This window comes from Sphingobium aromaticiconvertens, from assembly GCF_037154075.1.
GTDB classification, from domain to species: Bacteria; Pseudomonadota; Alphaproteobacteria; order Sphingomonadales; family Sphingomonadaceae; genus Sphingobium; species Sphingobium aromaticiconvertens.
Window position 1 is genome coordinate 2,966,095 of record NZ_JBANRJ010000001.1, and the last position, 23,148, is coordinate 2,989,242.

21 protein-coding genes and 1 pseudogene are annotated in these 23,148 nt (G+C 62.9%); 9 read left to right on the top strand and 13 right to left on the bottom strand.

Features of this window, described 5'->3' with window-relative positions; translation table 11 throughout:
* Positions 1–84: 84 nt before the first annotated feature.
* Together WFR25_RS14135 and plsY are read right to left on the bottom strand one after the other, a co-directional pair.
* Positions 85–324 (bottom strand): annotated as a pseudogene (locus tag WFR25_RS14135) (DNA-processing protein DprA); the annotation flags it as partial.
* Positions 321–950, bottom strand: coding sequence for a glycerol-3-phosphate 1-O-acyltransferase PlsY (gene plsY, locus WFR25_RS14140; protein ID WP_336971702.1), 630 nt, complete (start codon positions 948–950; stop codon positions 321–323). The pseudogene WFR25_RS14135 and the gene plsY, both read right to left, overlap by 4 nt.
* A 105-nt stretch (positions 951–1,055) precedes the next feature.
* On the opposite strand from plsY, the gene murI reads away from it, so the two are divergent.
* Both murI and hemA read left to right on the top strand, forming a co-directional pair.
* Positions 1,056–1,859, top strand: coding sequence for a glutamate racemase (gene murI, locus WFR25_RS14145; RefSeq protein WP_336971705.1), 804 nt, complete (start codon positions 1,056–1,058; stop codon positions 1,857–1,859).
* Between the two features lie 139 nt (positions 1,860–1,998).
* A complete protein-coding gene (gene hemA / locus WFR25_RS14150; RefSeq protein ID WP_336971706.1) occupies positions 1,999–3,225 on the top strand; it encodes a 5-aminolevulinate synthase in 1,227 nt (408 codons plus the stop codon).
* A 29-nt stretch (positions 3,226–3,254) separates the two neighbouring features.
* On the opposite strand, the gene WFR25_RS14155 is transcribed toward hemA, so the two are convergent.
* A complete protein-coding gene (locus WFR25_RS14155; protein ID WP_336974903.1) occupies positions 3,255–3,878 on the bottom strand; it encodes a class I SAM-dependent methyltransferase in 624 nt (207 codons plus the stop codon).
* Positions 3,879–3,928: 50 nt separating this feature from the next.
* Entirely contained in the window at positions 3,929–5,155 is a 1,227-nt protein-coding gene (locus tag WFR25_RS14160) for a BtaA family protein (protein ID WP_336971707.1), read from the bottom strand.
* Between the two features lie 170 nt (positions 5,156–5,325).
* On the opposite strand from WFR25_RS14160, the gene WFR25_RS14165 reads away from it, so the two are divergent.
* The 4 genes from WFR25_RS14165 (at position 5,326) to WFR25_RS14180 (ending at position 9,614) form a co-directional block, all read left to right on the top strand.
* Positions 5,326–5,676: a GFA family protein gene (locus WFR25_RS14165; RefSeq protein ID WP_336971710.1), complete on the top strand. Its 351-nt coding sequence runs from the start codon at positions 5,326–5,328 to the stop codon at positions 5,674–5,676.
* Between the two features lie 100 nt (positions 5,677–5,776).
* Positions 5,777–6,997: a saccharopine dehydrogenase family protein gene (locus tag WFR25_RS14170; RefSeq protein ID WP_336971712.1), complete on the top strand. Its 1,221-nt coding sequence runs from the start codon at positions 5,777–5,779 to the stop codon at positions 6,995–6,997.
* A 104-nt stretch (positions 6,998–7,101) separates the two neighbouring features.
* Entirely contained in the window at positions 7,102–8,274 is a 1,173-nt protein-coding gene (locus WFR25_RS14175; protein ID WP_336971713.1) for a carboxynorspermidine decarboxylase, read from the top strand.
* A 149-nt stretch (positions 8,275–8,423) separates the two neighbouring features.
* Positions 8,424–9,614 carry a type III PLP-dependent enzyme gene (locus WFR25_RS14180; RefSeq protein ID WP_336971715.1) on the top strand — a complete coding sequence of 397 codons (1,191 nt, stop codon included), beginning with the start codon at positions 8,424–8,426 and terminating at the stop codon, positions 9,612–9,614.
* Positions 9,615–9,705: 91 nt separating this feature from the next.
* Here WFR25_RS14180 and WFR25_RS14185 read toward each other — a convergent pair whose 3' ends face one another.
* The 8 genes from WFR25_RS14185 to WFR25_RS14220 are packed head-to-tail and all read right to left on the bottom strand — an operon-like array spanning position 9,706 to position 19,353.
* The gene (locus tag WFR25_RS14185; protein ID WP_336971717.1) at positions 9,706–10,923 is read right to left on the bottom strand and encodes a class I SAM-dependent RNA methyltransferase; all 1,218 of its coding nucleotides are present in this window, start codon (positions 10,921–10,923) and stop codon (positions 9,706–9,708) included.
* Positions 10,920–12,311 carry an NAD(P)H-hydrate dehydratase gene (locus WFR25_RS14190; protein WP_336971719.1) on the bottom strand — a complete coding sequence of 464 codons (1,392 nt, stop codon included), beginning with the start codon at positions 12,309–12,311 and terminating at the stop codon, positions 10,920–10,922. Before WFR25_RS14190 ends, WFR25_RS14185 begins: the two co-directional genes overlap by 4 nt.
* Entirely contained in the window at positions 12,311–12,700 is a 390-nt protein-coding gene (locus WFR25_RS14195; RefSeq protein WP_336971721.1) for a hypothetical protein, read from the bottom strand. Before WFR25_RS14195 ends, WFR25_RS14190 begins: the two co-directional genes overlap by 1 nt.
* Positions 12,687–14,408, bottom strand: coding sequence for a dihydroxy-acid dehydratase (gene ilvD / locus WFR25_RS14200; protein WP_336971724.1), 1,722 nt, complete (start codon positions 14,406–14,408; stop codon positions 12,687–12,689). Before ilvD ends, WFR25_RS14195 begins: the two co-directional genes overlap by 14 nt.
* A 45-nt stretch (positions 14,409–14,453) precedes the next feature.
* The gene (locus WFR25_RS14205; RefSeq protein WP_336971726.1) at positions 14,454–15,170 is read right to left on the bottom strand and encodes an N-formylglutamate amidohydrolase; all 717 of its coding nucleotides are present in this window, start codon (positions 15,168–15,170) and stop codon (positions 14,454–14,456) included.
* Positions 15,167–16,069, bottom strand: coding sequence for a 4-(cytidine 5'-diphospho)-2-C-methyl-D-erythritol kinase (locus WFR25_RS14210; RefSeq protein WP_336971729.1), 903 nt, complete (start codon positions 16,067–16,069; stop codon positions 15,167–15,169). Before WFR25_RS14210 ends, WFR25_RS14205 begins: the two co-directional genes overlap by 4 nt.
* Positions 16,056–17,663: a tetratricopeptide repeat protein gene (locus WFR25_RS14215; protein ID WP_336971730.1), complete on the bottom strand. Its 1,608-nt coding sequence runs from the start codon at positions 17,661–17,663 to the stop codon at positions 16,056–16,058. The genes WFR25_RS14210 and WFR25_RS14215 overlap by 14 nt, the downstream gene beginning before the upstream one ends.
* Before the next feature lie 37 nt (positions 17,664–17,700).
* Positions 17,701–19,353: an electron transfer flavoprotein-ubiquinone oxidoreductase gene (locus tag WFR25_RS14220; protein WP_336971732.1), complete on the bottom strand. Its 1,653-nt coding sequence runs from the start codon at positions 19,351–19,353 to the stop codon at positions 17,701–17,703.
* Between the two features lie 132 nt (positions 19,354–19,485).
* Between WFR25_RS14220 and WFR25_RS14225 the strand changes: the two genes are divergently transcribed.
* Genes WFR25_RS14225 through moaB form a run of 3 tightly spaced genes read left to right on the top strand, consistent with a single transcriptional unit; the run spans position 19,486 to position 22,587 of the window.
* Positions 19,486–20,217: a uracil-DNA glycosylase family protein gene (locus tag WFR25_RS14225; protein WP_336971735.1), complete on the top strand. Its 732-nt coding sequence runs from the start codon at positions 19,486–19,488 to the stop codon at positions 20,215–20,217.
* 11 nt (positions 20,218–20,228) lie between these two features.
* Positions 20,229–22,049, top strand: a complete 1,821-nt coding sequence (locus tag WFR25_RS14230; protein WP_473829118.1) for a lytic transglycosylase domain-containing protein — start codon at positions 20,229–20,231, stop codon at positions 22,047–22,049.
* 10 nt (positions 22,050–22,059) lie between these two features.
* On the top strand, positions 22,060–22,587 hold the full coding sequence (gene moaB, locus WFR25_RS14235; protein WP_336971737.1) for a molybdenum cofactor biosynthesis protein B: 528 nt from the start codon (positions 22,060–22,062) through the stop codon (positions 22,585–22,587).
* Here moaB and WFR25_RS14240 read toward each other — a convergent pair whose 3' ends face one another.
* Positions 22,588–23,106, bottom strand: a complete 519-nt coding sequence (locus tag WFR25_RS14240; RefSeq protein WP_336971739.1) for a YbjN domain-containing protein — start codon at positions 23,104–23,106, stop codon at positions 22,588–22,590.
* Positions 23,107–23,148 lie beyond the last annotated feature (42 nt).

The window sequence follows — 23,148 nt, forward strand, 5'->3', positions numbered from 1 at the left end:
CCATGGTGCTCGTGAATGAATCATAAGCGACTCATCCGATTCAACAATTTTCAACAACGACTTGATAAGTGATTCAAATACTTATGGGTAATCGTAAGTCAGCAGATAGCGCGCGCCCAGCGCCCGGCTGCGGGCAATTTCCTTTTCGACCACCCCCGCATCGGCCACCGACGCCTTGCCGCCGCCCCGCGCCGCAAGGTCAGGCACAGCGCGCAATGCCGCGCCCGCCGTACCGAACCGCGCCATCAACTGGCGGAAAGTGACAGGCCCGATACGGGGCGATCGGATGAGGCGCAGGCGATCGAACCGCTCCTGCTCACTCATTCGTTGGAAATCCCGGCCTTGGAAGCTCCGCCCCTGGAAGACCCGACCTTTGGTTCAGTCCCCTGCGCCAGTCGCGCGATATTGGCGCGATGCCGCCACAGTACGATCAGCGCCAAAGCCAGTGCCACAGGCACCAGGTCGATCCGGTCGAACAGCCACATCGCAATCGGCGCGCTCACCGCTGCCGCCATGCCACCAACCGAGGACCAGCGTGTCCCAAAAAGCGCGCCCAGCCACACGAGCGCAAAAACAATGCCCGCGGGCCAATAAAGCGCCGTCACCACGCCCATCATCGTCGCGACACCCTTGCCCCCGGCAAAACGCAACCAGACCGGATAACAATGACCGATAAAGGCCATCGCCCCCGCCATGGGTCCGCCCCCCTCCAGCAGCGCCGCACCGATCAGCACGGCCCCCGCGCCCTTCAGCAGATCAAGGAGCAGCGTCGCCGCCGCCAGCCCCTTGCGCCCGGTACGCAATACATTGGTCGCGCCGATATTGCCCGACCCAATCTGCCGCAGGTCGCCGGCCCCGGTCATGCGCGTCAGCAACAGGCCGAAGGGGATGGAACCGAGCAGATAGCCGATGATCAGCACGAATGCGGGAAGAAGCCAGGGTAGGGTCATTTGTCTCGCCTGTTGATTGGATCGCGACCATAGCGCTCACGGCGTAGCGGGCAATGGCGAAGGCATGTTGACAGCCACGCCCGGCACCGCAACATGGCGTCCATAATGACGGTCGCTCCCAATGCTCCCTTGCTCTTCTTCGATTCTGGCGTCGGTGGCCTGTCCATCCTTGCCCCCGCCCGCGCAATGTTACCCAATGCGCCCATCATCTACGCCGCCGACAGCGCGGGCTTCCCCTATGGAACAAAGAGCGAGGCAGAGATTGCCGCGCGCGTTCCGGCCCTGCTCGGGCGCCTGGTTGAACGCTATCGCCCGCGCCTTGCCGTCATTGCGTGCAATACCGCCTCCACGATTGCGCTGCCCGTCGTTCGCGCGGCGCTCGATATTCCGGTCGTCGGCACCGTCCCGGCGATAAAGCCCGCCGCGCTAGCGTCGCGGACCCGCGTTTTCGGCGTATTGGGCACGGACGCCACCGTGCGCCAGCCCTATGTCGATCGCCTCGCGGCCGAACATGGCGCGGACTGCATCATGCTGCGCCACGGATCGGCTGCATTGGTGCAACTGGCTGAGGCAAAGTTGCGGGGGGAACCGCTCAATCCCCAGATTGCGCGGGACGCACTTGCCGGTCTGCTCGATCAACCGGGCGGCGACCGGATGGATACGGTAGCCCTCGCCTGCACCCATTTCCCACTGGTGGAGGCCGAACTTGCCGCCGCATCGCCCCGCCCACTCACTTTCGTCCATGGTGGTGACGGCATCGCCCGGCGTATCGCTTATCTCACTCAAGGGCAGGCTTGGCCCGCTGCACCGGCCCCCGGAATCGCTATATTCACGCGCGTTGATGCGGGCGTCGAACGCCTGTCGGGGGCACTGCGAAGCTATGGACTGGACCGGATAGAGGCACTCTGAAACGGCATGGACAAAAGGTCCAATGTCTCTGATCGCTACTTCCGCGCATTAGTGCGAGCGGTTCTCGCTGGTAAAGATGGCTCTCTGCGGTTAAACGCCATCGCCAGAGAGAGGTTGCGGTACAAGGGATTTGGCTTCCGTGAACTATAAGCATGTGTTTGCACAGGCGATCGACCGCCTCCACAGTGAAGGGCGCTATCGCGTCTTCATCGATATCCTGCGTAACAAAGGTTCATATCCTAACGCGCGCTGCTTCCATGGCCATAACGGGCCAAAACCGATCACTGTCTGGTGCTCCAACGACTATCTGGCGATGGGCCAGCATCCCAAGGTCGTGGCTGCGATGGAAGAAGCGCTGCATGATGTCGGTGCCGGCTCAGGCGGCACTCGCAACATCGGCGGCAACACCCATTATCATGTCGATCTGGAGTATGAGCTGGCCGACTTGCACGGCAAGGAATCGGCGTTGCTCTTCACCTCGGGCTATGTCTCGAATGAAGCGACACTCTCCACGCTGGCCAAGTTGTTACCCGGCTGCATCATCTTTTCGGACGAACTGAACCACGCCTCGATGATTGCGGGCATCCGCAATTCGGGCTGCGAAAAGCGCGTGTTCCGTCATAACGACGTCGAGCATCTGCGCGAATTGCTCGCCGCTGAAGACCCCGAGGCGCCCAAGCTGATCGCATTCGAGAGCGTCTATTCGATGGATGGCGACGTCGCTCCCATCGCCGAGATTTGCGACCTGGCCGACGAGTTCAACGCCCTGACCTATCTGGACGAAGTTCATGCAGTCGGCATGTATGGCCCACGCGGCGGCGGCATTTCGGAGCGGGACGCGGTTGCCGATCGCCTGACCATCATCGAAGGTACGCTGGGCAAAGCGTTCGGCGTGATGGGCGGCTATATCGCCGCCGACAAGATGATCGTCGACGTCATCCGCAGCTATGCGCCCGGTTTCATCTTCACCACGTCGCTTTCCCCCGTGCTGGTCGCGGGCGTGCTGGCGAGCGTGCGCCACCTCAAATCATCGTGCGAAGAGCGTGAGGGTCAGCAGGCCGCCGCCACGACGCTCAAAGCGCTGATGGCCGACGCAGGCCTGCCGGTCATGCCATCGACCACCCATATCGTGCCCCTGATGGTCGGCGACCCGATCAAGGCAAAGCGGATCAGCGACATCCTGCTCGCCGAATATGGCGTCTATGTGCAGCCCATCAATTATCCGACCGTGCCGCGCGGAACGGAACGCCTGCGCTTCACTCCCGGCCCCGCCCATGATGAGAGCATGATGCGCGAACTGGTGTCGGCGCTGATCGAAATATGGGACCGGCTGGAACTGGAATTGCTGGAACGGCGGGCAGCCTGAAACCCCGCGATCAGGGCGAGTTGAGGTAGCTAAACGCGCACCAACCCACCCCGCACCGCATAGCCCCGATACAGCGACCGGAAATGCGCCAGCCCGCCCACTTCGCGGGCGGCCCTCTCCATCGCCTGCCCCAGCGTTGCGCGCGGTGTCACATGGAATCGCCCCAGCCAGCCTGACAGCAATCGCTTCCAAACAACGGGCAACTCCTCCTGCGCGCCAAAATCCACGACCTCCAGCCGCCCACCCGGCGCGACGCACTTTGCCGCTTGCGCGAGTGCCGCCTCCCAGTCCGGAATCATCGACAGCGCATAGCTGATGAATACGCGATCAAAGCTAGCCCGCCCGAACAACGCCTGCGGGTCAAAGGCGCATGCGTCCGCCTGCATCAACCGCATCCGGCTGCACATCCCCACACGCTCCACCGCCACCTGCGCGGTATCCAGCATCGCCTGCGATATATCGACACCATAAAGGCGCGCAGCGGGCCATTCCCGACCCACAGCGATCAGGTTACGTCCGGTGCCACAGCCAATCTCCAGCACAGAGCCACCGCGCGGAGGGGCGAGATCGCGAATCATCGGATCGCGTCCCAGCAGATAATATTTGCGGGTCAGGTCGTAAAAGTGCCTCTGCCGCCGATAGACCGCGTCCATCAGGGCGCCATGCCCACGCGTCTGTTCAGATCCGGGCACCGTCCAGCTATTCACGCGCTCTCTCCGCCCAGCACATAGAGATGGACGCCGCCATAAATGGCCGACCGGTCGCGCGCGGTGTAGTCAAGCGACGCTTCCGCCTCATAACGCCAGTGGCGCAAGATGTCGTCACTCACCCGGCCGGGCAATATGGTCGGCTCACCGGCAGTACGGAACAGCACCCGCGCGCCGGGCTTGGCCGTGCGTGTGATTTCCGCCCATAGCTGGTTCAATTGCTGATCGGACATCCAGTCCTGCGCGTCGAGCAGCACATAGCGGTCAAGCGACCCAGCATCGCAGGCCGCCAGATAGTCGGTCATGTTGACATGCTGCACATCCACCCGCTCCGCCCGCTCGACCACAGCGCGATGGTGCGCGGCCTGGAGATAGGGTGGCAGCGATGCCGTGCTGGCCGTGCCATAGCCGCGCCCGAACGCTTGCCAGGCGAAATAATTGTCCTTCAAGGGAAAGCCGCAGGCCAGCTTCTCCAGACGCGCCTTCAGCACGGCGTCCATCCGCTCATCCCCGGCCAGCGCCTCGAACTGGGCGGGCGGAATGCCAAGGCCGAACAGCGACGCAGGCTGGCTGGTCAGCCAACGCACGAAGCCCCGGTCGAACACCGGCGCCAGTTCGTTGTCGAAGATCGCGCGCTGCTCTTCCATGCTCTGCGCTTCCAGCAGCCGGCGAGGGTTAGCGCCATGCAGCCGCGCGACCAGATGGGCTGCGCCGATGAAGCTGCCGAGCAGCCCGCGCTTGAAGATGCCGTTGGCGAAACCGCCGATCCGCCGCCGCCCGATCAGGTCGCGGCCCTCCCAATAGCGGCGCGTCGCATCGTCCAGCACCGGCGCGACATGGGTATGATAGGCCGCGATATTGTCGCGACTGTCTGCGTCCCCGAAAAAGCGATGAAAGGTCGCATGATCCGGCAAGGTCCGCGCCGCCGCCAGCTTCAGGCGATTGAGCGCGATATGCGCGGTGTTGAGGTCCACCGCCGTGATCCGCGCCGGATCGGCCGTCAGGTAGCTCAAAACGTTGCAGCCGCCTGATGCGATAGTGACGACATGGCAATCGGGCGTGATCGCCAGCGCCTCCATATCCACCACAGGGTCTTCCCATATCTGAGCATAGACCAGCCCGCGAAAGGCAAAGGTGAAGGCTCGCTCCAGCAGCCCTTGCTTCGACAAATGCCTGTGCCGGTGGACGGCGCGCGTCACCCGCTGATGTGCCGGTCGTGCCATGTCTGCCTCCTCGCTATCGGGTCGATCCCGCGCCAATAGGATTATGGCAAGACGCCAGCGTGACGATCGCGTTACGATTTCATGATAGGCACGGCTCGTTCGGCGGGGGGTGACTTTTCCAAATGTTCCGCTTATGTTCGGCATTCGCGACAATGGGATGGATATGGATCATGAGCTATGAGGGAAGCTGCCACTGCGGCGAGGTGACATTCAGCGTGGCGGGCGATCCGCCGACCAGCGCGCTGAGCTGCAACTGCTCCCATTGTCGGCGCAAGGGGTTCATGCTGACCTTCGTGTCCGCTGACCAGTTCACGCTGACGACGGGAGAGGAAGCGCTCACAAGCTATTATTTCAACCGCCACGCCATCGAGCATCAATTTTGCAAGACCTGCGGATCGCAGGCCTTTGGCGCAGGCAAGGGGCCGGACGGGTCGGTCATGCGGGCAATCAACCTGCGCTGTGTCCCGTCCGTGGATATCGACGCCCTCACCATCGAAAAGGTGGACGGCGCCAGCCATTGAATTTGGCGCTCCGCCACATCTGCCTTTGCGCTGTAACGCAGCGCCCCTATATGGGCGCTTTCGCGTGCCCTCACGCGGCACAAGTTATGGAGCACAGGCATTGAGCAAGGTTCTTGTCATCGGCGCAGGCGGCGTCGGGTCGGTCGCGGTTCACAAGATGGCGATGAACAGCGACATCTTCAGCCACATCACCCTTGCCAGCCGCCGTGTCGCCAAATGTGACGACATCGCCGCCTCGGTAAAGGAACGCACGGGCATCGCCATCGACACGGCGCAGGTCGACGCCGATGATGTCGAAGCGACCATCGCGCTTATAAAGAAGGTCCAGCCCAAGCTGGTCGTCAATCTGGCCCTGCCCTATCAGGATCTGAACATCATGGACGCCTGCCTGGCGACCAAGACCGACTATCTCGACACCGCCAATTACGAACCGCGCGACACCCCAAAATTCGAATATGGCTGGCAGTGGGCCTATCAGGATCGCTTCAAGGAAGCAGGCATCATGGCCCTGCTCGGCTCGGGCTTCGACCCCGGCGTCACCAGCGTTTTCGCGTCCTATATCAAGAAGCATCTGCTCGACCGGATCGACACGCTCGACATATTGGATTGCAATGGCGGTGACCATGGCCAGCATTTCGCCACCAACTTCAACCCGGAAATCAACATCCGCGAAGTCACCGCGCCCTCACGCCACTGGGAAGGCGGCAAGTGGGTCGAAGGCCCCGCGCTCAAGCACAAACAGATCTTCGAGTTCGAAGCTGTCGGCGAAAAGAACATGTACCTCATGTATCATGAGGAACTGGAAAGCCTTGCCAAATTCTATCCGGAAATCAAGCGTATCCGTTTCTGGATGACCTTTGGCGACGCCTATCTCAAGCATCTTGAAGTGCTCCAGAATGTCGGCATGACCCGCATCGACCCGGTGATGTACGAGGGCAAGGAGATCATCCCGCTCCAGTTCCTGAAAGCCGTACTGCCCGAACCATCTTCGCTAGGCTCGACGACCAAGGGCAAGACCAACATCGGCGACATTGCAACCGGCGAGAAGGACGGTCGGAAAAAGACCGTCTATGTCTATAATATCTGCGACCATGAAGACGCCTATGCCGAAACCGGCAATCAGGCGGTCAGCTACACCACCGGCGTCCCCGCGATGATCGGCGCGGCCATGATGCTGACCGGCGCGTGGAAGGCCCCAGAAGGAGAAGGTGGCGGCGTGTTCAACATCGAACAGTTCGATCCCGATCCCTTCATGGACATGCTGAACCTGCACGGCCTGCCTTGGCGGGTGAAGGAACTGTCCGCGCCGCTGGACTTTTAAGATAACGTCATTCCCGCGACGGCGGGAACCCATCTCCCCATTTTGCGTCGGGAGATGGGACTGGGAGGTGAGTTCCTGCTTTTGCGGGAATGACGGAGTAAAATATGGAAACCAAAGCCGGCGATCCCGCCGCCTTCGCTCGATTCGACCTGTATCGCGTCCCCTCGCCCGCCTTCGTGGTGGATGAGGCCGCGATCCGCCGCAACCTCGCCATATTGGCCGATATTCGCGACCGGGCCGGGATCAAGGTACTCGGCGCGCTCAAGGCCTTCTCCATGTGGTCGCTGGGCAGCGTCGTCGGCGAATATCTCGACGGCGTCTGCGCCTCGGGCCTCTATGAAGCGCGCCTTGGTCGTGAGGAATATCGGGGTGAAGTCGCGACCTATTGCGCGGCCTACAAGCCCGATGACCTGGCGGAAATCCTCAAAATCTCCGACCATGTGATCTTCAACAGCCCCGGCCAGATCGCCCGGATGCGACCGCAGATAGACGTCGCCCGCGCCGCCGGGCATGGCTTCGACATCGGCCTGCGTATCAACCCTCTCCATGCCGAGGGGGAGGTCGCCAAATATGATCCTTGCCAGCCACACAGCCGCCTGGGCTTTCCCATCGACCAGCTTCGCGCAGAGCATCTGGAGGGCGTCTCCGGCCTCCATTTCCATTCCCTGTGCGAACAGGACTTCCTGCCGCTCGAACGCACCTGGGCGGTGATCGAATCGCATATCGCTCCCCATGTCGCGCGGCTCAAATGGCTCAATTTCGGCGGCGGGCATCATATCACCCGCGCCGACTATCAGCGTGAGGCCCTGATCGGCTTCCTGCGCGATATACAGGCCGAAACCGGCCTGACCCTTTATCTGGAGCCGGGGGAGGCGATGGCGCTGGACGCGGGCATCCTGATCGGCGAGATTCTCGACGTGATCGACAACGGCATGCCCGTCGCCATCACCGACATCTCAGCCACCTGCCACATGCCTGACGTGATCGAGGCGCCCTATCGCCCGGCGATGCTCCACGAACCACAACACGGTCCTGCGACTCGCCTCGGTGGCCCCTCCTGCCTCGCGGGCGACATTATCGGCGACTATCGAGTCCCCGGTGGGGCCGAACCGGGGGCGCGGATCGCCTTTCTCGACCAGGCGCATTATTCGATGGTGAAGACAAACACCTTCAACGGCGTACCCCTGCCGGCCATCTGGCTGTGGAACTCGGACACGGATGAACTCAAGGAAATCCGCCGTTTCTCCTACGAGGATTTCAAATCCCGTCTCTCCTGACGCACCATTCGTAGCACCCTGCGCAACAAAATTTACACATGCGCTTTACAGGGGGACCCCCTCGGCATATATCGCCCTTCCGCTGCCCCATGGGACTTCCACCGCAAGGCAGCTGATTTTGCCACGAACTACACTGGAGGTCCCTTGAATTGCACAAGCATCCTAGCGCGCTGGGGGTAGCAACCGCCCTCAAACCGGCAGCACCGGTAACGCTTATTCGCCCGCAGGCTGCGGCCCGCGCCGCCCGGTTCTTCTCTGAGAAGTTTCCGGGGCGCTCGCTGTACGCTGTGAAGGCAAATCCCTCGCCGGACCTGCTCCGGACGTTGTGGGATAGCGGAATCACGCATTACGACGTCGCGTCGATCGCCGAGGTTCGCCTTGTCGCCCGCACGCTGCCGGACGCGAAGCTCTGCTTCATGCATCCCGTGAAGGCCGAAGAAGCGATCTTCGAGGCCTATCACACCCATGGCGTGCGCACCTTCTCGCTCGATACTATCGACGAGCTGGAAAAGATCATGCGCTCCACCGGTAATGCGACCGATCTTGAACTGTGCGTCCGCCTGCGCGTCTCCTCGGAACATTCGGAACTCTCCCTCGCGTCCAAGTTCGGCGCCGAGTTGGGTGAGACGAAAGAACTGCTGATGGCTACCCGCCAGGCGGCCGATGCCCTGGGCATTTGCTGCCATGTCGGCAGCCAGGCAATGAGCCCCATCGCCTACAGCAACGCGATCGAGCGCGTCCGCGCCGCCATCGTCGAGGCTGCGGTCACGGTCGATATCGTCGATGTCGGCGGCGGCTTCCCGTCTGTCTATCCGGGCATGGAGCCGCCCGCGCTCGAACATTATTTCGACGCCATCCATCGCGGTTTCGAAAGCCTGCCGGTCAGCTACTCCTCGGAACTGTGGTGCGAACCTGGTCGGGCGCTGTCGGCCGAATATAGCTCGCTGATCGTTCGGGTAGAGCGTCGTCGCGGTGACGAACTCTACATCAATGACGGAGCCTATGGAGCGCTGTTCGACGCAGCCCACGTCGGCTGGCGCTTTCCCGTCGCGCTGCTGCGCGAGGAAGATAGCGAAGCGGAACTGAAGGGCTTCTCCTTCTATGGCCCGACCTGCGACGACATGGACCATATGGTCGGCCCTTTCATGCTCCCGGAGGATGTAAAGGTCGGCGATTATATCGAGATCGGCATGCTGGGCGCCTATGGCTGTGCCATGCGGACCGGCTTCAACGGTTTCTCGTCGGAAACGACCGTAGAGGTCGAGGACGATGCCATGGACAGCCTCTATCAGGAACAGCTTCCCGCACGCCGTCGCGCAAACGTCATCAAGCTCGGCTAGAAAGCCGAAGCTCCCCTTTGGAGAGGGTGCCTAATGTCCTCCGCCATGCTGAATGGCGGGGGACTTTTTTTTGCTCTCGATGATCGGGACGTCAGCCGCGACGGAAGATCGCAGCCAATTCGACATGGGTCGACCAACGGAACTGCCCTACTGGACGCACGCTCTCCAGCACATAGCCCCCCGCCACCAGATGCGCGGCGTCGCGGGCAAAGCTGCCGGGATTGCATGAGACATAAGCGACGGTCGGCACCCGGCTCTGCGCGATCTGCATGACCTGTTCGCGCGCGCCAGCACGGGGAGGATCGATCAGGACGGCGGCAAAGCGGTTCAATTCTTCTGGTGTCAGCGGCCGACGAAACAGATCGCGATGCTCCGCGACCATCCGCCGTTGCGCCCGGTTCCCCGCGCCCTTGAGCGCCAGCACCAGATCGCGGGCAGCTTCCCCCGCATAGACGGGCCGCGTTGCCCCCAGCGCCAGCGCAAAGGTACCAAGGCCACAAAACAGATCAGCCAGCGCTCCTTGCGCGGGCAGCGCGTCCGCCACAGCGCTCACCAGCGCCGCTTCGCCATCCGGCGTCGCCTGAAGGAAGGCATAGGGCGGAAAGGGCACCGCCACCCCGCCGAAACTGACAGTGACCGCCTCCGGCTCCCAGCGCGTCTGCGGCCCCTCACCCTCATCGATAGTCAACCGCGCCAATCCATTATTGGCAGCGAAGCGGCCCAATCCCTCATCTGCGGCCAGCCCCTCGACCTGCACACCCTCCAGCAGCAGATCGATACCCTGATCGGTCAGTGCCATTTTCACATGCGCCGCCCGCTTGTCGGGGATCAGGTCGGCCAATAAGCCGCGCAACGGCTCGATCAAGGCAAAGAGGCGCGGGTCCATGATCTCGCACATCGACAGGTCGATCAGGCTATGGCTGCCCCCTTCGGCAAAACCGATCGTCACCCGCCGACCCTGTTTCATCGCCCGCAGCGCCGCCCTGCGCCGTGTGCGCGGTGGCGAGATATGGGCAGGAAGAATCGTGCCCGCCGCGATCCCCTGTCCTGCCAGCGCGCCCATCACCCGCGCGGTCACGAAGGCGGCATAGCTGTCCTCATCGACATGCTGGAGCTGACAGCCCCCGCACGCTGGAAAATGGACGCAAGGTGGTTCGGCATGATGAACGCCCCAAACCAGCCCCCCGTCCGCTGCGAGGCGATCACCCGGCGCACTCAGCGGCACATGACGGCCATCGCCGGTCACGCCGTCGCCCTTGGCCGCCAGACGGTCGATGATGTCAGTGCCAGTCACATCAGGATCAGTCACAGGCGCGTTTCCAGGGCCGGGGCAATCTGCGCGATCAGGTCATCGGCGATGAAGGCCGCACCCGCTCGTCGCGCCGCCTCACCATGCAGCCACACCGCTGCGCAGGCCGCTACAAAAGGATCGCCTGTCACTGCCCAGCGTGCCGCAACCAGCCCCGCCAGCACATCGCCGGTCCCGGCTGTCGACAACCAGGGCGAACTGCTCCCCGCCACGGCAGTCCGTCCGTCAGGTGCGGCAATCACGGTATCAGCCCCTTTGTAGATAATAACGGAACGCGTGCGCCGTGCGGCTTCCTGCGCACGGTCGATCTTGCTGCCGGACAGAGCGCCGAACAGCCGGACAAACTCCCCCTCGTGGGGTGTCAGAATGCTGTCCTCGGGAATGGCCGAGGGACCATCCTGCGCCAGCAACGTGAGGGCATCCGCATCCAGCACCAGCCTGCGCCCCGCCGCGAGTACCGTCGCCAACCGCGCGCGCGCCTCCGCATCGCGCCCCAGACCCGGCCCTGCCAAAACCACAGCAATGCGCATATCCGTCAAGGCCTCAGCCAGCGCATCGGAAGCTTCCGCGCGGACTGTCACAAGTGCGTCCGGGCCATGCCGCCCCGCATCAACGGCAATGCGCCGCACCATCCCCGCCCCTGCATGGGCAGCCGCACGCGCCGCCAACAGGCTGGCGCCAGCCATCGCTCCTCCGACCACGGCCACAAGGCCCCGGCTATATTTATGCGCGCCATGCCCCGGCGCAGCCAGCCGTGGCAGCCCCAGCATCTGCACGTCACTTTCCGCCATAATGCCGATATCCGCACACACCAGCCGATCGAACCGCGCCCTCGCCGGATACAGGCAGTGGGCAGGCTTCAACGCACCCAGCGCGATGCAGACATCAAAGCGCGGAACATCGGACAACAGCGCGCCGCTATCGGTCTCAACCCCACTGGGCAGGTCGATGGCATGGCTGATCGCAGCCTCGTCCACCAACGCACCCAACCGCGCCGCCAGCGCCGCCTCCAGCCCGCGTGTCAGCCCTGTCCCGAACAATGCATCAACCAGTTGCGGCGCAGGCCGGGCAGTCACAATGTCATCGACCGGCCCATTCCAGCCCGCCCGCGCCCTCGCCGCTGTCTCCGTTCTGCTGTCCCCGGTTGCGGCCACGCGTACAGGCACGCCACGCGCATGCAGCAACCGCGCGATCACATAGCCATCTCCGCCATTATTGCCCGGCCCGCACAGGATCAAGGTTTCGCGCTTGTGCCCGACGCGCCAGATGATCTCAGCCGCCGCCGCGCCGGCGCGCTCCATCAACTCATATTCCGGTACGCCCGCGTCGATGACCACGCGTTCGGCCGCGCGCATCGCGGCCGCAGTCAGGATGATCTGCACAGACATCAGGGCTTCGACGCGCCGATTGTTGCAGGCAAGCGATAGCGGTCCTGCCCGGCGCGCACGGCGATCCGCCGATCACCGTCAATCGTCACTACCGCGCTCTCGGCCCCGTCGGCAGCCACAACCCCGCGCCCATCGGCAACGATTCGAAAGCGCCGAAAACCGCCATCAGCATGACGGATCGTCAGCATCTCGCCTGCCTGCTCGATCCGACAGTCGCGAGTCCATTTGCCTCCCTCGCCAATGGCGCAGTCGACAGCGCCATCGTCTTCTGCCTTAGCCTGCCCGTTCGCGCCATTCCCCGAAACGGCATCCGACATGCCGCCGCCATCACAGCCTGCCAACAGCAGGCCAATCAGCATGGCGGCGGCGCGGCGGTCAGATATCGGCATAAACGTGCGTTTCGGCCTTCGCGCCCGGATGGGTCACAGCGCCCTGCCAGGCCGGGCCTACATTCTGGGCATAGCGCCACAGCGCGCCCGCCTGATAATCGTTGGTCCGCGGCTGCCAGGCCGCCCGCCGTTCGGCCAGCACGGCTTCGTCAACCTCCAGATCGATGGTCCCCGCCTCGGCATCGATGGCGATGATGTCGCCATTCTCGACCAATGCGATCGGCCCGCCCTCAGCCGCTTCCGGCCCGACATGCCCAATACAGAAGCCGCGCGTACCGCCGGAAAAGCGCCCATCAGTGATCAACGCCACGGTTTCGCCCAGCCCCTGCCCATAAAGCGCGGCAGTGGTGGCCAGCATCTCGCGCATACCCGGACCGCCCTTTGGCCCTTCATAGCGGATGACCACGACCGACCCTTCCTTGACCTGTCCGGCCTCTACCGCAGCATAAGCATCTTCCTCACGCTCGAACACCTGCGCGGGGCCGGAGAATTGCAGCCGCTTCATGCCCGCGACCTTCACGATCGCGCCATTGGGCGCCAGCGACCCCTTCAGGCCAACAACGCCGCCAGTGGGCGTGATGGGAGTCTTGACGTCGTAGATCACCTTCTGGTCCGGGTTCCAGGTGATCTCGTCGATATTCTCGGCCAGCGTCTTGCCGGTCACGGTCATACAGTCGCCGTGCAGCAGGCCGTTGTCGTGCATTGTCTTCATCAGCATGTAGACGCCACCGGCCTCATACATATCTTTTGCCACATAGCGGCCACCCGGCTTCAGGTCGGCGATATAAGGCGTGGACTTGAAGATTTCCGCGACATCGAACAGGTCGAAATCGATACCGCACTCATTCGCCATCGCGGGCAGATGCAGCGCGCCATTGGTCGATCCGCCCGTCGCCGCCACGATCCGGGCCGCATTCTCGAACGCTTCGCGTGTACAGATGTCGCGCGGGCGGATGTTGCGGGCGATCAGTTCCATCACCTGGCGACCAGCCGAAACCGCAATTTCCTCCCGGCTCTTATAAGGAGCGGGCGCCATATTACTGTTTGGCAAGGACAAACCGATTGCCTCGCCCACACAGGCCATGGTGTTGGCTGTATATTGCCCACCGCACGCGCCATGACCGGGGCAGGCGGCTTTTTCGATCGCGGTGACTTCCGACAGCGGACATTTGCCCGCGCTGAAGCGGCCGACCGCCTCGAACACATCAATGACGGTCAGGTCACGATCCTGATAGCGGCCAGGCAGGATCGATCCGCCATAGACGAAGATCGACGGCACATTCAGGCGCAGCATCGCCATCATCATCCCCGGCAGCGACTTGTCGCAGCCCGCGAACGTCACCAGCGCATCATAACAATGGCCACGCACAGACAGCTCGACCGAATCCGCGATGACTTCACGGCTGACCAGCGAGCTTTTCATGCCCTGATGGCCCATGGCGATGCCGTCGGTGACGGTGATGGTATTGAACCTGCGCGGCATCCCGCCCGCCTCGTTCACGCCCTGACGGCAAAAGTCTGCCTGCATGTCGAGCGTAGTGTTGCACGGCGCGCTGTCATTGCCCGCCGACGCGATCCCTACGAAGGGCCGCGCAATCTCTTCCTCGGTCAGCCCCATGGCATAATAATAGCTGCGTTGCGGCGCACGCTCCGGTCCAACCGAAACAAAGCGGCTGGGGAGTTTGGACTTGTCAAATTGATGTGTCATGGGGCTTACCTTTCGTCGCGCGCCTCTCTTTCAAAAAGGGGCGAGTCACGCAAGGCTATTGCGGCATTCCAAGAGTATTGGACCCAATATGTCGGCAAATTGCCGCTGACCGTCCACATTCGCGACCCGATCCTGCCGCATCTCCACCCCCAGATAGGGAATGCCGTTGGCCTCCGCATGGCGATTCATCGTGGCGTTCAGCAGCCTGCCTGAATAGGGCAACTGGTCGCCGACCTTCAAACCCGCCGCTTCCAGCAGGGGAATGGCGACCTTCGCCGCGCGATCATCTTCATTATAGAGGATTCCGACATCCCATGGCCGTTCTTGCGTCGGATCGCTCGCCAGCGACGGCGTAAAGCTGTGCAGCGACAGGATGAAGGGTGACGTCATGGCGTCCAGCATCATCGCCACCTGATGATGATAGGGGTGATGGAATCGGATCATCCGCTCGGTCACATCTATGTCCCGGTTGCCCGGAATCGCATGCCCGTCGCTCATCACCGGCAACAGGCCCGGCGCGTCATCCTCACGATTTAGGTCGATCACCAGCCGCGACACACCGCCCAGCACCGCCCGGCACGACAGTTGCGCCGCCAGCAAGGCGGAAACCTCCGCTACGCCCAGATCAATCGCGATATGGTTCGACAGCAGCGCCGCGTCGATCCCCAGATCAATGTCGGATGGCACATGGGCAGAGGCATGATCGCCGATGATCAGCAGATCCAGCCCGCCGCCGTCAATTACCGTAAAAGCCTCGCTCATGCGTTCTTGCTTTCCAAATCCCTAATCCTCGTCGCCAGCACCCACCAGTCGGGATGCTCATGATTGATCTCCGCGGCCGCGGCCGCACAATTCTCTTGGCGCTCGAACAGCGCAAAGCAGGTCGCGCCAGACCCGGACATGCGTACCAACCCAACACCGGTTTGAGCAGCCAACAGGGCAAGCACGTCCGCGATCACTGGTGCCAGCGCGACGGCAGGCGCCTGCAAATCATTACGCGCCTCCACCAACGTATCAAGATCGTCCGCCTCCAGCGCTCCCCGGTCGGTCCGGTCCCACGCGCCAAAGATCGCACCGGTGGACACCGGCACGCCCGGATTTACCAGCAGCAGGGGCTTTCCCTCTATGCCCGGAATGGAAGCGGCGGCCAGCGCTTCCCCTCTCCCGCCGACCCTTTGCGTGATGCTGGCGAGACAGGCAGGCACATCAGAACCAAGCTCCAGCGCCAGCACCGCCAGCGCGTCCGATGAAGGCGCAATACCCCAAACGCGGCACAACAGCCGCAGCGCGGCGGCAGCATCCGCCGATCCCCCACCAATGCCCGACGCCACGGGCAGATGCTTGTCGAGATGAATGTCCGCGCCTTCGCGGCCTGTCCCGAACCGCACGCGCAGGCCGATGGCCGCACGCATCACCAGATTGTCCTCGCCCGTGCCCAATCCCGCACCAAAAGGCCCGCCAACCGACATCCTCAGCGCCCCATCCTGCCGGACCGACGCCGTGAGCCGGTCACCATCCGTCGCAAAGACAAACAGGCTCTCCAGTTCATGATAGCCGTCCTCCCTCCGTGCCCGGACATGCAGGGCAAGGTTGATCTTGGCATAAGCAATCTCGGTGGCGGCTTCGCCCGTCACATCGACCATCCTGTCAGGGCGCGGCATATTCGGGCTTCAACCCCTCACGCGTCTTCGCGGCCAGTCGTTCGGCCCGCTCTCCTTCGGCAAAGGTCGCCGCAGCGCTCCATGCATAGCGCGCCTCATAGCGTCGGCCCACCGACCAAAGCGCATCGCCCAGATGCTCGTTGACCGTGGCGTCATCGGGCGCACCGATAACGGCCTGCTCCAGTACCGGAACCGCCCCTCGCGCATCACCGGCGACAAACTGCGCCCAGCCCAACGAATCACTGATAGAGGCATCCAGAGGCTTGAGGGCGCTCGCCTTCCGAAGCAACGCCAGCGCTGCTTCGACATTCTGCCGCCGTTCGACCTGTGCATAGCCCAGATAGTTGAGCACGACCGGCTCATCAGGCGCGATCTTCGCCGCGCGTTCCAGCACGGCGCGGGCCTCTTCCCACCGCCCGCCCTGCTCCAGCGCGCTTCCCTCGAACAACAGCAATGGCCACGGAATCGCATCGGGTGCAAAGCCCGCCTGTGCCGCTTTGAACGCTGCCGCCGCCCCGGCAAAATCCTTCTCTTCGGACAAAAGTCGACCAAGCCTTATCTGGCGCTGCGCGTCCGCGCCCGGCGTTGCGGCGAGCGACCGCGCCAGCGCCAATGCCTGTGGCTGCTCGCCCGCTGCCGCCAATGCGTCGACCAATTCGTCCTGCGCCATCGCATGATGCCAATTGTCGGGCGGCACCGCCTGCGCTTCCGCCACGGCAAAGGCGGGATAGCTGGCCAACGTCAAAAGCCGGGCGACGATCACACGGATTTCGGCATTGCCGGGATCGGCAAAGCTTGCGATCCGCGCCAGCCTGACGCCGAGTGCCGCGCTGTCTTCCTGAGTGGAAATATCCGAAGCCAGCCGCGCGACCAGTCTGGCAAAGCCCTCCGCGGGCGTCAACACGCCCGCCTTACGTCCCTTGCCCCGCGCTATGTCGGCCCGCGCCTGCGCAAAGATCGCCTGCCCGTCGGGCAGCAACGCCAGTGCATTGGCTCGATCGCCCAAGGCGGCGAACTGGGCGGCGAGTGCCAGGCGAAGGCCCGCCCCATCGGCCGCCGCCGCCAGCGCGCGCGCAACGGCAGGCACCGCTTCCTGCGGGTTTCGCTGTGCCAACGTCTGGAAGGCCAGATGCTCGTCCACATAGCGCCGGGCCAGCGTGGCGAACCGATCCTTCGGGTCGATGACAGGCACCGCATAACGCCCCTCGCCCAGACTGATCCAACTGGTGAGGATGGGACCGAGGAAGGCAAAATTTCCCTCCCCCTCCATTCGTGTCACCAGCCTGTGTGCGACGGCCCAGTCCTTGCGGACAAGCGCATCGCCCAGTCGCAACAAAGTCCCGTCGCGCGGCAATATCGCTTCCGCATCCAGCAGTTCCGCCGATCGCAATGCAAGCGCCTTGTCCCCGCTTTCCAGTCCCTGAAAATAGGACCGCCGGGCGATTTCGCTGCTCGACGGGTCCAGTTCCAACGCCGTGCGATAGCTTTTGACCGCAACCCCAAGCGCCCCTTCGCTGTCCGCCAGCCGCGCCCGCGCATAGGCGTTGAGCGCGGGCAGCGTATCGACCGATGCCGTCGCGGGTGCGGCAAACACCGGCGGAAGCGTCAGCAGGATCAGCGACGTCAGGCGCTTACATATTGGGATAATTCGGTCCTCCACCGCCCTCGGGCACCACCCAGTTGATGTTCTGGGTAGGATCCTTGATGTCACACGTCTTGCAATGGACGCAATTCTGCGCGTTGATCTGGAAACGAGGCTCGCCCTCTTCCAGCCCCACCACTTCATAAACGCCAGCCGGACAATAGCGCTGCGCCGGCTCGTCATAAAGGGGCAGATTGTAGGAAATCGGGATCGCCGGGTCTTTCAACTGCAAATGAACCGGCTGGTCTTCCTCATGGTTGGTGTTGGACAGGAACACAGAGGACAGCCGATCGAAGCTGACCACGCCATCGGGCTTGGGATAAGCGATCTTCTTGCACGCATCAGCATGCCAGATTTTCTCATTGTCCGGCTTGTGCTTCATCGTGAAGGGCAGGCCGATTTTCAGCGTCCGCATCCACATGTCGATGCCCGCCAGCAGCGTGCCGATCGTGCCGCCGAACTTGGACAGCATCGGTTCGGCATTCTTGACCAGCTTCAACTCGTCAGCAATCCAGCTCGACCGCACCGCGGCATCATATTCATTCAGCGCATCGCTTGTCCGGCCGGCCTGGATCGCGGCAAAGGCCGCCTCCGCCGCCAGCATCCCCGACTTCATCGCCGTATGTGTGCCCTTGATACGTGGCACGTTGACGAAACCCGCCGAACAACCGATCAGCGCGCCGCCGGGGAAATCCAGCTTGGGCACCGACTGCCAGCCGCCCTCGTTGATCGCCCGAGCACCGTAGGAAACGCGGCGGCCACCCTCCAGATATTTACGGATCGCGGGATGCTGTTTCCAGCGCTGAAACTCTTCGAACGGATAGAGATGCGGGTTGCGATAGCCCAGCCCCACGACGAAACCCAACGCCACCTGCCCATTGGCCTGATGATAAAGGAACCCGCCGCCATAGGCATCGGTCAGCGGCCAACCCTGCGTATGGATGACCAGCCCCGGCTTATGCATCTTGGGGTCAATGTCCCACAATTCCTTCATGCCCAGGCCATAGACTTGCGGCTCACAGTCGGTGTCCAAAGCATATTGGCGCTTCAATATCTTGGTCAGGTGGCCGCGCGCACCCTCTGCAAAGAAGGTATATTTGGCGTGCAGCTCCAGCCCTGGCTGATAATCGCCTTTATGCTCGCCATCGCGCGCAACGCCCATGTCGCCGGTGGCGACGCCCTTCACCGATCCGTCGTCATTATAGAGGATTTCCGCCGCCGCGAAGCCGGGGAATATCTCTACGCCCAGTCCCTCGGCCTGTTCCGCGAGCCAGCGGCACAGATTGCCCAGCGACCCGGTATAGGTGCCCTTATTGCTCATCAATGGCGGCATTGGTAAATGCGGAATCGAAAAATGCTTGGTCTTGGTCAGCACCCAATGGCGATTGTCCGTGACGGGCACATCGGCCAGCGAGCAGCCCATGTCCTTCCATTGCGGGATCAGTTCGTCCAGCGCCTTCGGGTCGATGACTGCCCCCGAAAGGATATGCGCGCCGATTTCCGACCCTTTTTCCAGCACGCAGACCGCCAGTTCAGCCCCGGCATCGTTGGCCAGTTGCTTAAGACGGATGGCCGCAGACAGGCCCGCTGGCCCACCACCAACGATGACCACATCATAGGGCATCGATTCCCGTTCGCTCATAATCCCTCCATCATGGCGATCCATAAGGGCTTCCCTCTCCCCATCCGGTCGCCGCATACTGATAACGCTTTGACAGGATCGGCGATGAAGATTCTTGACCCCCTCGTCAACCTCTGGCCCTAAAGGATCACGATGCGGGGATTATTGCAGAATGAAGCGGCGCTTGCCGCCGACGCCTATTTGGCGTGGTGGTCGCTTGCCGGCGTGGATTGCGCCATTGGGGAGGAGCCAGTCGACTGGTTGCGCCCGGCGCGCCCAGCCGAACCATCCATCACAAGGCCGCTGGCTGCCCCGGCCCCGACACAGCATCCCGCGACGCTCGACGCCTTTCATCTCTGGCTGGCGAAGGACAACCGTCACCCTGAAAGCCACTGGGCGCCGGGCCGGGCAATCCTGCCGACCGGCATCGCTGGTGCGCGATTGATGATCATCACCGACATGCCCGATCCTGCCGACATGAATGCAGGCGCGTTGTTCGCCGATCGTGCAGGTACGCTGTTCGATGCAATGCTTCGCGCAATCGGCCTGACCCGTGATGATATCTACCTGACCGCCATGGCGCTGGCCCGGCCGCCGGGTGGATCGCTGGACGCCGACGACACCGCCCGGTTGGTGGAACGGATGCGTGCGCAGGTGGCGCTGGTCCGCCCCGCACGGCTGCTTTTGCTGGGGGACCGGACAATCCGTGCCTTATTACCGACGAGTGACAGCGATCCGCGCGATGGTTTACGTTTCTTTAACCATGAAGGCGGCACTGTGCCTGTTGCTGCCACATTTCACCCGCGCCTGCTGCTCACGCAGCCAGCGGCGAAGGCGGAATGCTGGCGCACCCTGCAAAGCCTGATCGAGGACAAAGCCCAGTGACCCGTGCCGCAGTGACCCGTACCGCGACCCGCGCCCTGATGATGACGCTGATGACGGCAGGAGCAAGCCTTTCAATTGCCTTTCCCGCACAAGCGGCACCTAACGATGCCTCGATCCCCACGCCCACACTCACGACCAACTCCGTCTCCTCCGCTCTGCCGTTCACCGTCAAGGAAGACGACAAGGCCCGCTACCGAGCCATCTTTGCCGGATTGCAGGGCCAGCAATGGGACAGCGCCAAGGCTCAGATCGCCGCGCTCGACGCCAATGACCCGATGCGCGCCATGGCCCTCGCTGAACTTTATCTGGCCAAGGGATCGCCGCGCGTCGAGCTGTTCGACCTGCTTGAACTGATCAACAAGGCTAGCTGGCTGCCCCGCGCCGATCAGCTTTCCCGCCTTGCGGAACGACGCGGCGCGACCATGTTGCCCACCCTGCCGCAGGTGCAGAAGATGGTGTGGCTCGGCTCGGCGCCCCGCCGCCAATATATCTCCGCGACAAAAACCGATGCGCTCGCCCAAATGCTCGTCACCCAGATCCTGCCCTTCATCAAGGCGGACAATCCCGCCGGTGCCGAAGCCCTGCTCGCTCCCCAGGAAGCGGGCCTGACGCCCGAGGGCCTGACCGAATTGCGCCAGCGCGTCGCCTGGTCCTATTATATCGAGAATGACGATCAGGGCGCTCGCCGCATGGCTGCCCGCGCCCTCGAAAGCCGTGTCGGTGGCGACTGGACGGTGCAGGCGCACTGGACCACCGGCCTTGCCGCCTGGCGTCAGAAGGATTGCCGCACCGCAGCTCCCTCCTTCGCTAATGTCGCCGCGCTCGCCAGCAATGAAGATATGCGCTCGGCCGGGGCTTATTGGGCCGCCCGCGCCTATATGGTCTGCGGCGAACCGGCCAAGGTCGCAAATCTGCTGCGGACCGCCGCCCGGTCCGAAGAAACATTCTACGGCCTGCTCGCCCGCGAAACGCTTGGTATGCCGATGCGCGCCGCGCCGGTCGCCGGTCGTTTCAGCACCAATGAGTGGCAAACCCTGAAAGACGCTCCCAATGCCCGCGCCGCCGTGGCCTTCTCCGCCATCGGCGATTCCGTCCATGCCGACGAAGCGTTGCGCTATCAGGCGAAGATCAGCGGCAACGCCCATTATGAAGCGCTGCTGCGCCTCGCGGGCGCGCTCAACCTGCCCGAAACCCAGCTCTGGCTCGCCCATAATGGTCCGGCAGGCAAACAACCCGACAGTTTCGCCCGCTTCCCGGCGCCCGACTGGCGCCCCGATGGCGGCTGGCGCGTCGACCCCTCGCTCATTTTTGCCCATACGCTCCAGGAATCGGGCTTTCGCACCAATGCGGTCAGCAGCGCGGGTGCGCGCGGTCTAATGCAGGTGCGCCCCGGCACGGCGGGCGATGTCGGCATGACCGCCGCCTCACAACTCTTTATCCCTTCGACCAACATGGAATATGGCCAGCGCTATCTGGAATCGCTGCGCGACATGGGCGCGACCGGCGGCCTTCTGCCCAAGGTGATGGCCGCCTATAATGCCGGACCAACCCCGGTGGAGCGCTGGAATTACGAAGTGAAAGATGGCGGCGATCCACTGCTTTTCATCGAATCCCTGCCTTATTATGAAACCCGCGCCTATGTGAACATCGTCATGCGGAATTACTGGATGTACCAGATACAGGCGAAGGGCGAGGCCGACGGTCTGACCGGGATGGCGCAGGGTATGTGGCCGATGTTCCCCGGCACCAAAGGCACAAAGCTGGTCCGCCTGACCGGTAAGACCCCGAACGGTGTGGCGACCTTTAGTGGTTATGTCGGCGGCACGGACTGACCACTGCCTCATGCCGATCGATGAAAGCCGCACGTTCCTGCCCGTCCGCATCGCGGTGATGACGGTATCGGACAGCCGCACCCTTGCCGACGACCGTTCGGGCGACACGCTGGTCGAACGGCTCGAAAACGCCGGGCATATCCTGGCCGATCGTCATATTTCCAGGGACGAACGCTCGCTGATCGTCGCCCGCCTCCACGCCTGGATAGACGACCCGCAGATCGACTGCATCATCACCACCGGCGGCACCGGCGTTACCGGTCGCGACGTGACTCCGGAAGCGCTCGCCCAGGTGCAGGACAAGGAAATTCCCGGTTTCGGCGAACTGTTCCGCTGGCTCAGCTACCAGACGATCGGCACCTCCACCATCCAGTCCCGCGCCACCGCCTGCGTCGCGCGCGGCACCTATATCTTCGCGCTGCCTGGCTCGACCGGCGCAGTGCGCGACGCCTGGGACGGCATCTTGGTCAGCCAACTCGACAGCCGCTTTCGCCCTTGCAACTTTGTGGAATTGATGCCCCGCCTCATGGAGCGCTGATTATTTCTTTTGCGGCGCCTGCGCCTTGAAGAATTGCGAGACCTCGCCCAGCATTAGCGCCCACCAGTCGACAACATCGGCAAAATTCTTCTGGTTCAATCCACCGATGGTCGAAATATCGTAGGAAAAGGCCAGCGACTTGTCGTCCGTCACCGCCATCTGACTGAACCGTTTTTCCTTGTTCCACAGATTGGCAAGTTCGGGCGTGTTCGTCCCGTCATCGGCAAAACTGATCATGAACTGCAACGACCCGCACTGCTTGGCCTCTTCGCATTCATAGAAGAACAGCGAATAGTCATAGCCGTTAGCCGCGCTCTCGATCATAGGGTTGCCGGTCGTCTTGCTCTTGCTCAACACCGCCTTGTAACCTGCCTCCTTGATCGCTTCGACCACCGATTGGGGACTGCTGGCGCACACCATTTTGGCGCCGCAGGGATCGCCATCATTCGCCAGTGCCGTCCCCGACACCATGCCAGAGAGGCCGACAGTCGCCATCGCGATCAACATTCTGCCCCACATGATTTCGTCCCCCATCAAAGGATGCCGAACTGACGGAGCGAT

Excerpts from the sequence above, each read along its gene's own strand:
- plsY (WP_336971702.1), bottom strand. The coding sequence starts at position 950 with ATGACCCTACCCTGGCTTCTTCCCGCATTCGTGCTGATCATCGGCTAT.
- murI (WP_336971705.1), top strand. The coding sequence starts at position 1,056 with ATGACGGTCGCTCCCAATGCTCCCTTGCTCTTCTTCGATTCTGGCGTC.
- WFR25_RS14155 (WP_336974903.1), bottom strand. The coding sequence starts at position 3,878 with ATGGACGCGGTCTATCGGCGGCAGAGGCACTTTTACGACCTGACCCGC.
- WFR25_RS14160 (WP_336971707.1), bottom strand. The coding sequence starts at position 5,155 with ATGGCACGACCGGCACATCAGCGGGTGACGCGCGCCGTCCACCGGCAC.
- WFR25_RS14165 (WP_336971710.1), top strand. The coding sequence starts at position 5,326 with ATGAGCTATGAGGGAAGCTGCCACTGCGGCGAGGTGACATTCAGCGTG.
- WFR25_RS14175 (WP_336971713.1), top strand. The coding sequence starts at position 7,102 with ATGGAAACCAAAGCCGGCGATCCCGCCGCCTTCGCTCGATTCGACCTG.
- WFR25_RS14190 (WP_336971719.1), bottom strand. The coding sequence starts at position 12,311 with ATGTCTGTGCAGATCATCCTGACTGCGGCCGCGATGCGCGCGGCCGAA.
- WFR25_RS14195 (WP_336971721.1), bottom strand. The coding sequence starts at position 12,700 with ATGCCGATATCTGACCGCCGCGCCGCCGCCATGCTGATTGGCCTGCTG.
- ilvD (WP_336971724.1), bottom strand. The coding sequence starts at position 14,408 with ATGACACATCAATTTGACAAGTCCAAACTCCCCAGCCGCTTTGTTTCG.
- WFR25_RS14205 (WP_336971726.1), bottom strand. The coding sequence starts at position 15,170 with ATGAGCGAGGCTTTTACGGTAATTGACGGCGGCGGGCTGGATCTGCTG.
- WFR25_RS14210 (WP_336971729.1), bottom strand. The coding sequence starts at position 16,069 with ATGCCGCGCCCTGACAGGATGGTCGATGTGACGGGCGAAGCCGCCACC.
- WFR25_RS14220 (WP_336971732.1), bottom strand. The coding sequence starts at position 19,353 with ATGAGCGAACGGGAATCGATGCCCTATGATGTGGTCATCGTTGGTGGT.
- WFR25_RS14225 (WP_336971735.1), top strand. The coding sequence starts at position 19,486 with ATGCGGGGATTATTGCAGAATGAAGCGGCGCTTGCCGCCGACGCCTAT.
- moaB (WP_336971737.1), top strand. The coding sequence starts at position 22,060 with ATGCCGATCGATGAAAGCCGCACGTTCCTGCCCGTCCGCATCGCGGTG.
- WFR25_RS14240 (WP_336971739.1), bottom strand. The coding sequence starts at position 23,106 with ATGTGGGGCAGAATGTTGATCGCGATGGCGACTGTCGGCCTCTCTGGC.